General features: G+C 45.6%; 14 protein-coding genes. 4 read left to right on the top strand and 10 right to left on the bottom strand.

What is annotated here, in order from left to right; all coding sequences use genetic code 11:
• Positions 1 to 6: 6 nt before the first annotated feature.
• The 7 genes from CBP12_RS03010 to CBP12_RS02980 all read right to left on the bottom strand — a co-directional run bounded on the left by CBP12_RS03010 (position 7) and on the right by CBP12_RS02980 (position 7,751).
• Positions 7 to 309 carry a hypothetical protein gene (locus tag CBP12_RS03010; RefSeq protein ID WP_086962821.1) on the bottom strand — a complete coding sequence of 101 codons (303 nt, stop codon included), beginning with the start codon at positions 307 to 309 and terminating at the stop codon, positions 7 to 9.
• The gene (locus tag CBP12_RS03005; protein ID WP_086962819.1) at positions 302 to 952 is read right to left on the bottom strand and encodes a hypothetical protein; all 651 of its coding nucleotides are present in this window, start codon (positions 950 to 952) and stop codon (positions 302 to 304) included. Before CBP12_RS03005 ends, CBP12_RS03010 begins: the two co-directional genes overlap by 8 nt.
• Positions 949 to 1,530 carry a hypothetical protein gene (locus CBP12_RS03000; protein WP_086962816.1) on the bottom strand — a complete coding sequence of 194 codons (582 nt, stop codon included), beginning with the start codon at positions 1,528 to 1,530 and terminating at the stop codon, positions 949 to 951. Before CBP12_RS03000 ends, CBP12_RS03005 begins: the two co-directional genes overlap by 4 nt.
• A complete protein-coding gene (locus CBP12_RS02995) occupies positions 1,527 to 2,399 on the bottom strand; it encodes an MSHA biogenesis protein MshI (RefSeq protein WP_086962813.1) in 873 nt (290 codons plus the stop codon). Before CBP12_RS02995 ends, CBP12_RS03000 begins: the two co-directional genes overlap by 4 nt.
• A gap of 210 nt (positions 2,400 to 2,609) precedes the next feature.
• Positions 2,610 to 3,488 carry an AEC family transporter gene (locus CBP12_RS02990; RefSeq protein WP_086962811.1) on the bottom strand — a complete coding sequence of 293 codons (879 nt, stop codon included), beginning with the start codon at positions 3,486 to 3,488 and terminating at the stop codon, positions 2,610 to 2,612.
• Between the two features lie 115 nt (positions 3,489 to 3,603).
• Positions 3,604 to 4,857: a D-amino acid dehydrogenase gene (locus CBP12_RS02985; RefSeq protein ID WP_086962809.1), complete on the bottom strand. Its 1,254-nt coding sequence runs from the start codon at positions 4,855 to 4,857 to the stop codon at positions 3,604 to 3,606.
• 254 nt (positions 4,858 to 5,111) lie between these two features.
• Positions 5,112 to 7,751, bottom strand: coding sequence for a response regulator (locus CBP12_RS02980; RefSeq protein ID WP_086962807.1), 2,640 nt, complete (start codon positions 7,749 to 7,751; stop codon positions 5,112 to 5,114).
• 95 nt (positions 7,752 to 7,846) lie between these two features.
• Here CBP12_RS02980 and CBP12_RS02975 point away from each other — a divergent pair, with 95 nt between their 5' ends.
• Positions 7,847 to 8,647 carry a DUF3025 domain-containing protein gene (locus CBP12_RS02975; protein WP_086962804.1) on the top strand — a complete coding sequence of 267 codons (801 nt, stop codon included), beginning with the start codon at positions 7,847 to 7,849 and terminating at the stop codon, positions 8,645 to 8,647.
• 54 nt (positions 8,648 to 8,701) lie between these two features.
• Positions 8,702 to 9,670 carry a lauroyl-Kdo(2)-lipid IV(A) myristoyltransferase gene (gene lpxM, locus CBP12_RS02970; protein WP_086962802.1) on the top strand — a complete coding sequence of 323 codons (969 nt, stop codon included), beginning with the start codon at positions 8,702 to 8,704 and terminating at the stop codon, positions 9,668 to 9,670.
• Positions 9,671 to 9,835: 165 nt separating this feature from the next.
• Here the strand turns inward: lpxM and CBP12_RS02965 are convergent, their stop codons facing one another.
• From CBP12_RS02965 to CBP12_RS02955, 3 genes are all read right to left on the bottom strand, one after another.
• Positions 9,836 to 10,627 (bottom strand): sulfite exporter TauE/SafE family protein, encoded by a 792-nt coding sequence (locus CBP12_RS02965; protein ID WP_086962800.1) that lies wholly within the window; start codon positions 10,625 to 10,627, stop codon positions 9,836 to 9,838.
• Positions 10,628 to 10,789: 162 nt separating this feature from the next.
• The gene (locus CBP12_RS02960) at positions 10,790 to 11,662 is read right to left on the bottom strand and encodes a flagellar protein MotY (RefSeq protein ID WP_086965330.1); all 873 of its coding nucleotides are present in this window, start codon (positions 11,660 to 11,662) and stop codon (positions 10,790 to 10,792) included.
• A gap of 144 nt (positions 11,663 to 11,806) precedes the next feature.
• Entirely contained in the window at positions 11,807 to 12,823 is a 1,017-nt protein-coding gene (locus CBP12_RS02955) for an adenosine deaminase (protein ID WP_086962798.1), read from the bottom strand.
• Between the two features lie 159 nt (positions 12,824 to 12,982).
• On the opposite strand from CBP12_RS02955, the gene mtgA reads away from it, so the two are divergent.
• Together mtgA and CBP12_RS02945 are read left to right on the top strand one after the other, a co-directional pair.
• Positions 12,983 to 13,657, top strand: a complete 675-nt coding sequence (gene mtgA, locus CBP12_RS02950; RefSeq protein ID WP_086962796.1) for a monofunctional biosynthetic peptidoglycan transglycosylase — start codon at positions 12,983 to 12,985, stop codon at positions 13,655 to 13,657.
• 21 nt (positions 13,658 to 13,678) lie between these two features.
• On the top strand, positions 13,679 to 14,431 hold the full coding sequence (locus tag CBP12_RS02945; protein WP_086962794.1) for an HAD-IIA family hydrolase: 753 nt from the start codon (positions 13,679 to 13,681) through the stop codon (positions 14,429 to 14,431).
• Positions 14,432 to 14,436: the final 5 nt, after the last annotated feature.

The following is a 14,436-nucleotide window of genomic DNA, read 5'->3' as shown; positions in this document are numbered from 1 at the left end:
CGGCGTTTATAAAGAGGGAAATAACGTCAAGGTCAACGTTTGCTTAGGGCCTTGTAGCACCACATCGCTCGCGGTAATACGCAGCACGTTATAATGTTGTATTGTGTCACCCACCACCAAGCGCTGGTTATTAATAATGGCGCTGGTGTGCCCACCACTAAAAATGGCGTGTAAAGTAAAATCTGGCACAGCAGACGCAGGCGCATGAATGCTAACCGGCTCGGTGTTAAGGGTCGGCGGCGCTAAGGGCTCGGTGGGATCATGTAAAGGACCACTGCTGGCCAACAGCAATAATAGAGCACTAACCACGTAATAACTCCCGGTGCTGACTAATAGTAAAAAAGTCCAGCCGTATGGTAGCGTTAGGGTGAGTTTCTAACTCAAACTCTAAGCCGCGCCAAAAAATGCGCCCCGACAATTTTTCTAAGCGGGCCACATACTCCAATAAAGATAAATAACTGCCGCTGAGCACCAAGCTTAAATTATGCTGATATAAATGCTCCGACTCTTCTTCTGCAGTCAGTAATACCGGCGCTTCATTGCTGAGCTCTAATAGCTCTAAGCCTTGGTTTTGCTCCAGCATCGACAGTAATAAGCTAGACATTTGCTCAGGCTCTACAAGGGTGCGCATTTTATCGTCAACGTGGGCATTTAACTCTTGAAGCTGTTGGTTTAACTGGGCCAACTTGGCATGCTGACTGTCGTTTTTAGCCTGTAACAAGCCTTCATTTAACTCAGCACGCAACTGAGCTTGCTCATTTAATTGGCTATTTAGCTGTTGCTGGTGAGCCTGTTGTGCTTCAACCTTAGCGCCTAAGGTGGCGTCATACAGTAATAGGCCAAACCACACTAATAACGCCCAGCCTGCAGCTAAGACTAACCAACGTTCTCGCTGAGAAAGTGCAATAAACCACTGCTGCCCTTTCGCTAAGGTGGGGTTTAAAGATGTCATGGCGCCACCTCTGAGCTATAAAGACTAAAGCTTAAGCGCCCGTCATCATTTTGACTGATCGCCAACTGACCAAAACTGTGACCGCGCAAACTGTCACTCTGTTCAAAGCCTAAAATCCAAGCCGGCACTGCACTGGGTGAGCTGGCTTCGCCACGTAACACCATTTGCTTGCCGTGTAAGGTTAAGCCTTGAAGAGCCACACCTTGCCATGGAATATGCGCCAAATCTTGCAGTGTTTTGGCATAAGAAACTAGATTTTGTTGATTTAATAACCGTAATAATTGCTGGCGAGCACGAATATGTTCTTCGAGCCGATGCGGCGTATCGTCTTCTTGCAATTGGGCATTTAGGGCACTGAGCGCGCCACTTAAGTCATCTACTTCTTGGCGTTCGAGATTAAGCCTAGCTTCTAACTCAGTGTTTTGCTGTTGCAGATGGAAATGACTAAGCCAGCCTTTGGCAAATACTAAGCCCCACACCAATATAATAATGCCCGCCACTTTTAGTGCCGTGTGTAGCGTGGCAAAGTCGGTGGCGGGCTTTAGGGCAGCTTGGTAGAACTCAATGCGCGATTTCATGTTGGCCGTGGCCCTTCTTTAAGCATGCCAAGCGCGGGTAAGCTTAACGGGCTTAAGGTGGCGGTAGTCAGCGAAAGCGGCGCTATGTCAAATACTTGGCGAATGGCTTCTTGTATGACAGGCGTGACTCGCTGTGGCAGCGCTAAATACCAATTCTCGGGCGGATTCAATTTTAGTTGTCCCACCGCATAGTCAATGCTGCGTTGTAATTCGAGTAATAAGTTATCAAACACAAATTGATCCACTGGCATTTGTTCATCATCTAGCGCTTGAAAGCCGCGAATAGTACGGGAAAAATGCCACTGCTGATGATGAATAAAAGTCACTGTTAACTCTTGTCCCGGCATTTTATGTAACAAGAGCCCCCGCTCCTCAGGTGACAATAAATTGGCGATAACCAGTTCATCTACGCCAATACTGGCCACCTCACCCTTAAAGTTGATGGCTTGCACTAAGTGTGCCAATTGATCCCGTTCGCTACTATAGACCGCAATTCGCGACTGCCCCACAGGGCCAGGCGGCAAGTCGATGTAATCAAACAACAAATTCTCTATTGGCTGACTGACCAACTCGCGCATACACCAAGGTAGTGCTTGGCTTAGTTCAGCCTCTGGCATGGCAGGTTTTTCAATTAAGGTTTGCTGGTACCAGTGGCGATTTAATACTAAGTGGATGGCTCGCCCTTGCCATTGCTGAGCGTCAATAAAAGCGCGCAGTGCCTGAGCAGCACTCTCACGCTCGTCAATTTCTTGCTCAAGCGCGCGAGTTAACTCTTGCGCATCAATGGCGACCAAGCGATTGGAAGTAAGATAAATACTGATCGCAGTGCCACTGCGTTTGGGCTTTAGCCAAGTAGGTAAAAATGCCATTGCTACCGCATCGTTAAGAGTGAAAGAGCCAGTATAAACACATAAAGCGCTTTTACAAATCAGTCGGTAGCATTACTTTTAAGCCCGAGAATAGGCAGATTTTAATAAAGTAGCGAATGGATTTTATTAAAATTTAACTACAACGTTCACATTAAACACCACTAAAAAACTCACTACTTAATTAGCGTTTTAAATAAATAATTTAATAGTTTAAATAAAGGTAAGTGTTAGATAAATAACCACAGGAATAATAAAAACAGACAATACATTACCTAATAATACAATGCTGGCCATTTGCTTGGGCTGACACTGGTATTGCTCACATAATAAGTAATTTAATACTGCCGGCGGTAACAAGGCCGATAAAGCTAATAATTGCAGCCAGTCTTTACTTAATGGCAAACTCATTGCCACTAGCATAAAGCTCACCGCGCCCACCGCCAAATAAATAAGATTTACCCGCAAGGCAAACCCAAGCTTATCAATTGCACCTTGCGACAAGCGCACGCCTAGAGCAAACAACATCAGTGGTACGGAAATTTGGCCTAATAAACGGCTACTGGTTAAGATAAAGTCGGGCACCATGGCTGGCTGATCTGCGAGCATAATACCCAATAAGGCGGCCCACACTAACGGGTTTTTAAGCCATTGCCAGCGTCCTGCGCTGTGACTTAACATAAATAAGCCCAGTGAAAAATGCACAATGTTAGATAAGACAAACAAAATAATAATGGCGCCCAGTTTATCTTCGCCATAAGCAAGCATCATTAATGGAATGCCAATATTGCCGGTATTACGAAACATCCCGCCCATGGCCATGGTGCGCCGCTCTAGGCCTAAGATTGGCAAGGCATATAAAATAGCGCCCGGTATAAGGATCAGTAATAAACCGGCTAAAATTAATAGCCCACTCTCTCTAAGATGTACGGGATTATCTAATAGCGCCGAAAAAACGAGAGCTGGACAAAAAATAAGCACATTCGCTGCATTTACAAAATTCATATCGCCAATTTGGCGCCGCCCAAACCACCAACCCAATGCCACCACGGCAAATACCGGCACTACAATATTAATTAATGTGACAAACATAGCGTCCTTATCTGTAATTATGACCGTAATTAAGTGAGCTCACCATCTAAAACAAAAAAGGCGCCATTATGGCGCCTTGCTGTTGGCCTGTCTAGAAACAGACGCTATACAGGATTTAACGATAGCGATTAATCGCTAAGCCGCTGGGGTCTATTTCTGGTGGGTTGCCCGTTATTAAATCGGCAATCAACTTAGCTGAGCCGGCCCCCATGGTCCAACCTAGGGTACCATGGCCGGTATTGAGCCATAAGTTTTGATAGCGAGTGCCACCAATAATAGGCGTGCCATCTGGGGTCATGGGTCTAAAGCCTGTCCAAAACTCGGCACGGCTTAACTCCCCTGCCTCAGGAAATAAACTGGCTACCGACTCGGCAATGGTTGCGCGCCTAGCGCGAGGTAAGTCGGCATTAAAATCCGCAAGTTCAGCCGTGCCCGCCGCGCGCACCCGATTATCAAAACGTGTAATGGCAACTTTATAAGTCTCATCCATCACGGTGGATTGAGGCGCTGCGGCGTCATTTTGCACTGCCATGGTTAATGAATAGCCTTTAATGGGATAAACCGGCAAGCGAATTCCTAAAGGACTCAGTAACAAAGGTGAGTAGCTGCCTAAGCACACCAATACCTGATCGGCTACTTCTAAGCCGTGACTGGTTTGAACGGCCTTAATACGATCCCCTTCACTTAATAGTGCTTGAATATCGGTATTAAATTTAAAGCTAACGCCCAAGGCTTGGCAGCGCTGGCTCAGGGCTTGGGTAAATAAATGACAATCGCCGGTTTGATCGTCGGGAAAATATAAGCCGCCCGCCAGCGTATGCTTTACTTGCGCTAAGGCGGGCTCTTGAGCAATGCACTCTTGCACATTAAGCAGTTGATGGCGCACATTAAATTCTTGTAACACCTTAATATCTTTAGCAGCATCATCAATTTGCTGTTGGCTTTTAAATACTTGTAACAGGCCTTGTTGTCGCGCTTCAAAGGGGAGCTGTAGCTCATCTTGTAATTGATTAATACAGTGGCGACTGTATTCAGAAATACGCACCATACGCGACTTATTAATGACGTAGGCGTTATGAGTGCAATTTGCCAGCATGGCCATCATAAACTGCCACTGAGCAGGATTTAAGCTGGGGCGAATTTTAAGGGGCGCATGGGCTTGAAAAAGCCACTTTATGGCTTTTTTAGGAATACCAGGTGCGGCCCAAGGCGAGCTCATGCCAAAAGATAGCTGGCCAGCGTTGGCAAAACTTGTTTCCACGCCGGCTTCGCTTTGGCGATCTAACACCACCACTTCATGACCTTGTTGTGCTAAATACCAGGCGCTGGTTACGCCCACTATGCCACTGCCTAACACTAGTATTTTCATGACAAGCCCCACTCACACCTAATGGCAATACTATCATCTAAAATTATGACAATATCCAGAACTAATCACACTTTATAGTCGAAGGTCACTTTCTCCTTATAGCGCATCTAAACTTTGACTCGCTACCTCACCAAAGCTTAGCTAATCCAGCGATATATTAAACCGCAAAAAACTTAAATAAAAACATTAAAACCTAACAACTTTAGCTAATAAGCTCACTTATTTTCGCGCCTTGTTCCAGCCCTACTACGACTTTAGGTTGCATCATAGAGTGCCTGTTTTAACTGGCTTAACGTGTGGGCTGAGGGACGAGTGTGGCGCTCAATATCAAGCAGCATTTTTTTCGCCAATTCCACTAACTCAACCAGCGCAAGTGGGTGAGCTTGGGCAATGAAATCAGAGAGGAATAGGGTTGCCTCTGCCCAGCGTTCATTATGTATTAAGGCTGTTAAGTGCCAATACATATCTTGGTATTGCGCTAAGAAGTCAGATTGCGTGCCAGAGAGCTGATGGCGAGACGGCGCATCCCCTTGAAGCACAGGTGTCCCCTCAGTGGGCTGACTCAGCTCTGTAACTAGCGCCTGATACAGAGCAAATCTATCTACTGGTTTAGTGACATAACTGTTCATGCCCGCTTGCAAGCTGATTTCGCGATCACCGCGCATGGCGCTGGCAGTGAGCGCAATAATAGCGATATCGTGTTGGCTGGGGAGCTTTCGAATTTGGCGGGTGGCTTCAATGCCATCTAAAATCGGCATTTGTAAGTCCATTAATACGCCATCAAATCGCTGTTTAGTCATTAGCGCTACGGCTTGGCGACCATTATCGGCCACGGTAACGCTGACGCCTACTTGGTTTAAAAACTCGATAATCAGCTGTTGATTCATGCGATTATCTTCTGCTAATAAAATTTGCTTGCCCACTAACTGGCGGTGATAGTCAGATAACTGCTGCTGATTACTATCCGTCGCTAAGATAGGGCTTACGTTTGGTGCTAATAAAGCCCGACTGAGACAAGCAACTAAACTTGGCTCAGTCATCGGCTTGGCTAAGTAGTGAATTAGGCCTAATAGCCGCATTTTTTCACTGACTTGCTCTTGGCCAAAGGCGCTCATGATCACCACCTTAATGTGTGAAAATGCGCCTTGGCTGACAATAAAACGAGCTAAGTCCAGCCCATCATCTTGAATTAAACAGCAATCCAATAATGCTAAGTCTAAAGTATCACCCTGTTTTTTAAGAATATTTTTCGCCGCTTCTATATTACTGGCGCTATAGACCACACACCCTAATTGATGCAGCTGGTTTTGGGCCACCTCTAAAACCAATTTATTATCATCCACTAACAGCACTTTTTTATTAATAAACGCTGTTGTGTCGGCCTCTGTTTCTTGCTCAGCTTCTCTTAGGGGTAAGTTAACGGTAAACGTAGAGCCGAGTCCTGGACGACTCATCACTTCTATACTGCCTTGCATCAGTTGTACAAGATGATGACTAATGCTTAACCCTAAACCTGTACCGCCATATTTGCGAGTAATGCTGGCATCCCCTTGTGTAAAGGCATGAAACAAGCGAGCTAACTGCTCGGGGAGAATACCAATACCGGTATCGATTACCGAGAAGCACAGGCGTGGCGCGCAGGCGGACTCAATGGTTATTTTTAATATCACCTCACCGCGCTCGGTAAATTTAATCGCGTTATTGACTAAGTTAATTAGTATTTGCCCTAAGCGCAGCGGATCGCCTTGTAACCAAGTAGGAACATCTGCGGCTTTATCTATAATCACTTCTAATTGTTTATGCTCAGATAACTCAGCAAATAATGCCGATAGCCGTTCTAACTGCTCATTTAAGTCAAAGGCAATATCTTCTAGCTCTAACTTACCCGCCTCAACCTTAGTTAAATCAAGAATGTCATTAATTAATAACAATAAATTATCGGAAGATTGACTGATCTTTTTTAAATATTGCTGTTGAATAAGCGACAAGGGCGTTTGTTGTAATAATGCAGCAAAACCAATTACGCCATTCATGGGGGTGCGTATCTCATGGCTCATATTGGCTAAAAAATCTGTTTTAGCGTTGGCCAGCTCAATGGAAGCTTGACTGACTTTTTTAAGCTCTAGATTATGAGAAAATAATAAAACCAGCCCTAAGCTAAAGCCAAACACCAGCCAAATAAAAATAGCAATTTGCATATCTTGCCAGTGCTGGCCAGAGGCGTCTAACCACAACTGATGCCGTGCCAATAGTACCTTTTTATCATCCGCAATCAGCGCGTAGCGCTGGGTAACAAGCGGCGTTAAGCTTTTACGGTATAACTGATAATAATGAAACAACTCATCATAACCGCTCGCTTGCTGCGCTTGCCAGCGCTTAACATCATCATCAAGCGCAGATAAATATTGAGTATTAGGGGCATTAAGATATAACTGACTGCGGCGCAATAATAGCGTGTAATAAGTCATGTCTTGATCAAGACTGGCGCGCACTTGTTCACTAAAGGCTTTAAGTGCATAACGACTGTGCCTATCCGCATCTTGTAATAATTGCAGTTGAAGCTGATACCTATCTAGTTCATTCAGTAGCCTGTCTAAGCCAGGAGCGCTAAGACGCTTATTATCCACCTTATCTATAAACTGATGAATAATGTAGGATAACTCATGGGTGTTATCATGCAGTACTAAGTTATTATTAGTGTTGCTCACCACTTTTAATTTCAGCTCTTCTAACTTATCAATAATGGGCTCCAACTCTTGAGCCATAAATTGATAATGCTGATATTGCCAATATTGGTTAACACTGTAGCCAAGCAGTAATAATGACATTATCACCACATAGCCAAGCAACAGTGAGCGCGCTTTTTGAGGAGGTTTGTAGTGTATGTCTACCATCGGATATCTCTGTAAATAGGCTAGTACTTCTCGTTGTCTGTCATATTGGGTATGCTTAGCCGCTTTTTACTGTGGCCCCAGACCAAGAGGACTTGATGACAAAAGAGAGTTTACAGTGGGATGCAAACATAAGCTCGCGCAACCCTATCTTAGCCCAGCTAGCAGGGCTTATGAACCTGAGCTGGTCACAGTGGCCAAGCATTAGCCAATTAAATGAGCGCTTTAATCCGGCGATTTCAGGTGCTGAGCTTACGGTACGTTTTATTGATGATGCCGAATTTTTGGCACTCAATTGCTATTATGAACAAGCCGTCGCCCAAGCCAAAGTGCCCACCCGCTATGCTAACTGGCATGACTTTTTTGGCGCCATTATTTGGTTTTTATTCCCCCAAACTAAGTCATTACTTACTCGCTTACATATGGAAGATATTAACGCGCACGGGCTTAAACGTACGCCGCGTCGTGATCGTATCACTCATTTCGATGAGTGTGGCTTAGTATTAGCAGTAGTAAATAAAGAAGAAGCACAAACACTGCTACAACACCATCAGTGGCATAGTTTGTTTATTGAACAGCGCGCTCGATTTGGTCAAGACTGGCAGCCTTTTATTTTTGGCCATGCGCTGTATGAACAAGCGCTCACGCCTTTTATTGGCTTAACGGCAAAATGCATAGTTATTGAAGTGGAAGCTGACTTTTTCCTACTCTCTCGTACCGAGCAATATGCTCAGCTTGATCCTCTATTAGCAGATAACATTGACCATAGTGCGCTATTTGATACGCCAAGACCCTTACTACCGCTCCCTCTATTAGGGATCCCAGGTTGGTGGCCGGCTAATGAAGATGCCACTTTTTATGACAACCAAGATTATTTTCGCCCTGCGCGTAACAGATGATTTATGAGCGATTTTTTCTTACACTGCTCGCTGATGTATTAAAAGGAACCCACTGTGGCTGTGTCTGACCCCGTTTACGATCTCACTTTTAAACGCCATTATTTACACCCAAAGTTTTGGCCCACTTGGGTAGCCATTGCCGCCTTATGGCTACTAGCTTGGGTTCCGGTGCGCCTGCGAGATGGCTTTGCTAATCTCTTTGTGCCACTGGTGATCCGCTTGGCGAAAAAGCCCTGCTACATTGCTCGCACCAATATTGAATTGTGTTTTCCCGCTCTTAGCCCATCAGAGGTGAATAAGTTATTAGCTCAGTCAATTCGCGCGGGCTTAATGACCTTTATCAGTTATGGGGAATGGAGCGCGCGCAGTAAAGAGTATCTGCAAGCTCGGTTTGTGGTACAAGGCCAAGAGCACTTAGATGCTTGTGTGAATAATGGCGATAAAATCATTTTTATGATCCCTCATACCTGGGCGATAGATGCCGGTGGCTTATATTTAACCTCGCTCGGTTTACCTATGTGTACCATGATGCATAGCGCCAAAAACCCCGTTTTTGATTGGTTTATCAATCGCCAGCGCGCCCGCTTTAATGGCATTGTCTACGAAAGAGATGCCGGTATTAAAGCCGTGATTAAAACCATTAAAAGTGGCAAACATTTCTTTTATCTCCCCGACCAAGACCATGGTCGCGAAGCCAGTTTATTTGTGCCCTTCTTTGGCGAGCTCAAAGCGACGCTTCCGGCGTTACCTAAACTGGTAAAATTAACGCAAGCTAAGGTGATCCCCGTATTAAGTGTTTACAATACTGAGCGCCATCGTTATGAGCTAATTATGCGCCCTGCCATGGCACCTTATCCAAGTGGCGATCTTATGGCTGACACGCGCGCCATGAACGCTGAAATAGAAGCATTATTAAGCCTGTGGCCTGAGCAATACATGTGGTTTTTAAAGTACTTCCAAACTCAAGTGGATACCGATGAAGGCCGCTACGAAGCCGGTATTCGAGCGATTAGAAAGCAATAATTGGACTAAGGAGAAGACAATGGACGCCCTTCGTTATCTACTGGGCATGGCCTTAGGCTTAGGCGTCTTGTGGTTAGTTTCTTATCTTGATGATTGGTTACAAGCCAAAGAAAAACGCCCTAACGCTAAGCGCTAGGGCGTAATTCGCTAGACTTATTCTTAATATTAGCCTGGAAAAAGTAAAAACTTAGCGCCGACTATCACTAAAAAAGCAGCAAATGCGCGTTTAAGTGCAACTGCCGATAGCTTATGCGCCCAGGTCGCCCCCAACCGAGCAAACGGCATACTGGCTACACTTACACCGATTAACGCCGGTAAATAAACATATCCCCAAGAACGCGGCGGAAGTGCTTCATGGCCCATGCCGTGCACCACATAGCTAAGCGCCCCAACTAAAGCGATGGGAAAACCACACACCGCAGACACCGCGACCGCACGTTGCATAGGCACGGAGCACCAAGTTAAATAAGGAACCGTTAGCGAGCCCCCGCCTATACCAAAAATCCCCGATGCCCAACCAATAACTCCGCCAGCGGCGGCCTGCATGGGCTTACCTGGTAAACTCGCGCCCCCTTTAGGTGCTAAGCCAAATAGCATTTGCGCCGCCATGACCCAAGCAAACAAGCCAATTAAGCGTTGCAGTAATGGGCCAGATAATTTGTCGGCGGTATATCCCCCTAACCACACTCCAACCACAATCCCCACCGACATCATAGCCGCTAAGCGCCAATCAATGGCTTTGCGTCCATGATGAGTATGAATGGCACTCATGGAGGTAAAGACAATAGTGGCCAATGAGGTACCGACCGCCATATGCGTGACTAAATCACCGCCAATTCCTTGTAATTTAAAGCTAATTATTAGCACCGGCACAATAATTAAACCGCCACCTACGCCAAATAAACCGGCTAAGGTGCCAGCAAAAGCGCCTAAGGCGATATACATTAACCACGTCATTATTTCTTCCTAACTGAAAAGGTCGCAAGTTTGCTACAAAATTTAAGAGCGCTATTATGCCTGCATTAACAAACGATAAAAACTCACCTTAGAGAATACTTAGCATAAAAAAACCGAGCATACGCTCGGTTTATTGGAGGAGTCACTGCCCCTAAAAAGCCTCTAAATGGCTAACTTGGTGCCTAAACTGATAACCAGTCGACGGTTAGTATCGCGCCCTTGCTCATCTCTATTATCGGCAATAGGTCGGCGCTCGCCATGGCCTTCTAAGTGAATACTCTCTTCTGGTAAGCCTAATTCTAAGAAGTAATTTTTAATGGCGTTAGCTCTTTTTTCAGACAATTGCTTATTATGATAAGCGGTGCCAAAACTGTCGGTGTAGGTATTAATATCTACTTTTTTGATATTAGGATCGGCTTTAATATATTGCGCAATCATCGCTAAGCGCTGGTTAGAGTGCTCGGTTAACACATCGGCATTATTCACATAATTCAGCACACTAAAGGCGATATCTTCAAAACTGTATGGTAATAAGTTAGCCTGACAATCGAGAAAAGCGGCATAGCGAGCACGAAAATTAACAGAAGATAAACCAACACTGGTCATTTGGCCTTGGCGATACCAATCTTCAAAATAAAAGGTCGGCCAGCGACCTTGGCTAAGTTCATCAAGCATGACCCAAGCCGCTTGTTGCTCCACCATGGCATCAAATTGTTGATAAAAGGTCACTTTCGCTAAATTATGTGCCCCGCGCCCTGGCTGCCACTGCGGTGGTTGACTCACTAACGAGGCCTGTTGGGTACGTGCTTGAGCACGCAACGGACTGAGGGCAAAGACTAAATTGACCGACTTTCCAGCATGGCTAATAAAAGCACCCGTGCCAAAACTTGGGATGGGATGCTCTAGACGACATTCAATCGCTGAGTCTTGTGTCAGTCGCCACAACGACTGATCTAAATTAGCAATATAGGCGCGAGGTTGTGCCCAAGTCACACTACTTAGCGCCAACCCTGCTATTAATAATAAAATGCGCACGCCCACTCTCCCCTAGCTCACTGATATTGCTATCGGCGGCACGCACCCTTTCTTTAGACTTTTATCGTGACCCTCCCCCTTTTCAAGGTGCACAGCGCATAACAAGGCGCGCGATAGCCAGGACAAAAATAGTGTTAATAGGCTTTATAACTCAACACCAAAGCGCCGTCCATGAACTAAGATTTCCGTTGTTAATACCATTTTTTCTGCTTCATCTAACCAGCACGCCTCTACGCCATTGAGCGCTAAGCGCAAGATATCCGCTTTGCTTAAATTAATGGCCTCTTGTAGCGCTTGATAATTAGCGTTCATATACCCACCAAAATAGGCAGGATCATCAGAATTTATGGTGACACAGACCCCAGCATCTAAAAACTGTGCAATAGGCAGCTCACTCATTTGTTGAATAACTTTAAGCTTTAAATTAGATAACGGACACACAGTTAGCGGGATCCGCTCTTTCGCTAAGCGCGCCATTAAAGGAGCATCGTTAATAGCGGCCACGCCATGATCAATGCGCTCCACATTTAATACGTCCAGTGCCTGCCAAATATACTCGGCCGGCCCTTCTTCCCCAGCATGAGCCACTAATCGATAGCCTTGTTCTTTTGCCGCCTTAAAGACGCGCGAAAATTTACTGGGTGGATTATCTTTTTCTGCAGAGTCTAACCCTACGCCACTAAAGTAATGGCGAAAAGGCTCGGCTAAGCGCAGCGTGTCAAAGGCAGAGGCTTCGCTGAGGTGGCGTAAAAAAGACAAAATTAAACAGCTGCTGATCCCCCATTGTTTTTGCGCTTGCTCTAAGGCGCGGTGAATGCCCAGTACCATGCACTTCATCGCCACCTTTCTTTCTAGGTGAGCTTGGGGATCAAAAAATATTTCCACGTGGCGCACATTTTCCGCGTGGCAGCGGCTGAGATACGACCAGGTTAAGTCATAAAAGTCTTGTTCAGTCAGCAAGACTTGCATTCCTAAATAATAAATATTTAAAAAAGATTGTAAGTCGTCAAATTCATAGGCGGCACGCAGCGCACTTTCATCTAAGTAATTGAGAGTGATACCATTACGTTTGGCAAGCGAAAATACTAGCTCGGGCTCAAGCGTGCCCTCTATATGTAAATGAAGCTCTACTTTTGGTAAGTCGGCAATAAAATCAGGCATGAATGACTCCAAGTGATAGGCCGCGTCAATCGCAGGCTCAACCTATAAAAGTTGAGCTAAACATAACAAGTATTCACCATTTTAGGCCAGCACAAGGCTGGGCTAACTGTGAGAAGTGTGAGCTAATAGCACAAGCTTCTTCGAAAGGACTCTTTATTCATGTTTTCACTTATTAAGCGCCTGGTGCGTTGGCTACTGGTACTACTGATTATAGTGCCGTTACTGCTCACTCTAGTGTATCGATTTTTACCGGTTCCTATTACGCCACTGATGGTGATCCGCTTGTTTGAAGGTGAAGCCCTTCACAAAACATGGCGCCCCAGTGCGCAAATTGCTCAAAGTTTAAAAGCAGCAGTGATTGCCAGTGAAGACAATAAGTTTTGCCAACATAATGGCTTTGATTGGCAAGCCTTTGCCGATGTAGCAGAAGAATTTAAAAACCAAGGAAAATTACGCGGCGGCAGTACCATTAGCATGCAAACGGCTAAAAACCTGTATCTCTGGCCCGGGCGAAACTGGCTACGTAAAGGCTTAGAAGCCGCTTACACGCCTATGGTGGAGCTGATTATCCCTAAAGATAGGATCATGACCATTTATTTAAATATTGCCGAGTTTGGCCCAGGTATTTACGGTGCTGAAGCCGCCGCTCAGGCTTTTTTTAATACTTCAGCATCCGCATTAAGCGCCCATCAGTCCGCGCTATTAGCTGCGGTGTTACCCAACCCTCGCCAATACCATGCCGATCGACCCTCAGGTTATATCAGTGGTCGCGCCGCCACCATACGAGTACGAGCCAATCAAATGGGCTCATTACTACAGTGTGTGCGCCATTAATAAAGTAGGGAGGAGCAGTAAGTGAAAAAGAAAAATGTAATTTGCGATATTGATGGCGTTATTTTACACAACAATGATCTCATCACCGGTGCCGATGCCTTTGTAGAACGTCTGCTAGAACAAAACACCAATTTATTATTTTTAACCAATTACCCTGCACAAACGCCTAAGGATCTGCAAAATCGCTTTGCATCGGTGGGAATTACACTGTCTGAGTCATCCTTTTATACCTCAGCCATGGCGACGGCAGATTTTTTACAACGCCAAAGTGGTGTAAAAGCTTATGTGATTGGCGAGGGCGCCTTGATCCATGAGCTATATAAAGCCGGCTTTACTATTACCGATATTGACCCAGACTTTGTAGTGGTCGGCGAAACTCGAAATTATAATTGGTCCATGATGCAAATGGCCGCTCGTTTTGTCTCTGAGGGCGCGCGTTTTATTGCTACTAACCCCGACACCCACGGCCCGCATATGCACCCTGCCTGTGGCGCATTATGCGCGCCCATTGAGCGCATGACGGGCAAAAAACCCTTTTATGTGGGTAAGCCCAGTGCTTGGATTATTCGCGCCGCGCTTAATCACATGGACGCGCACTCCGACGATACGCTCATCATTGGTGACAATTTAAACACCGATATTTTAGCGGGCTTTCAAGCCGGTCTGGAAACCGTCTTAGTGCTCAGTGGCGTGAGTCAAATGAGTGATATCGACACCATGCCTTTTCGCCCGCAGCATGTGTATGGCTCAGTGGCTGAAATAGATATTTTTTAGTTTTT

Source organism: Oceanisphaera avium, assembly GCF_002157875.1.
GTDB lineage: Bacteria > Pseudomonadota > Gammaproteobacteria > Enterobacterales > Aeromonadaceae > Oceanimonas > Oceanimonas avium.
The sequence above is the reverse complement of the archived record's forward strand: the minus strand, read 5'-3'. Positions and strand labels throughout refer to the sequence as shown.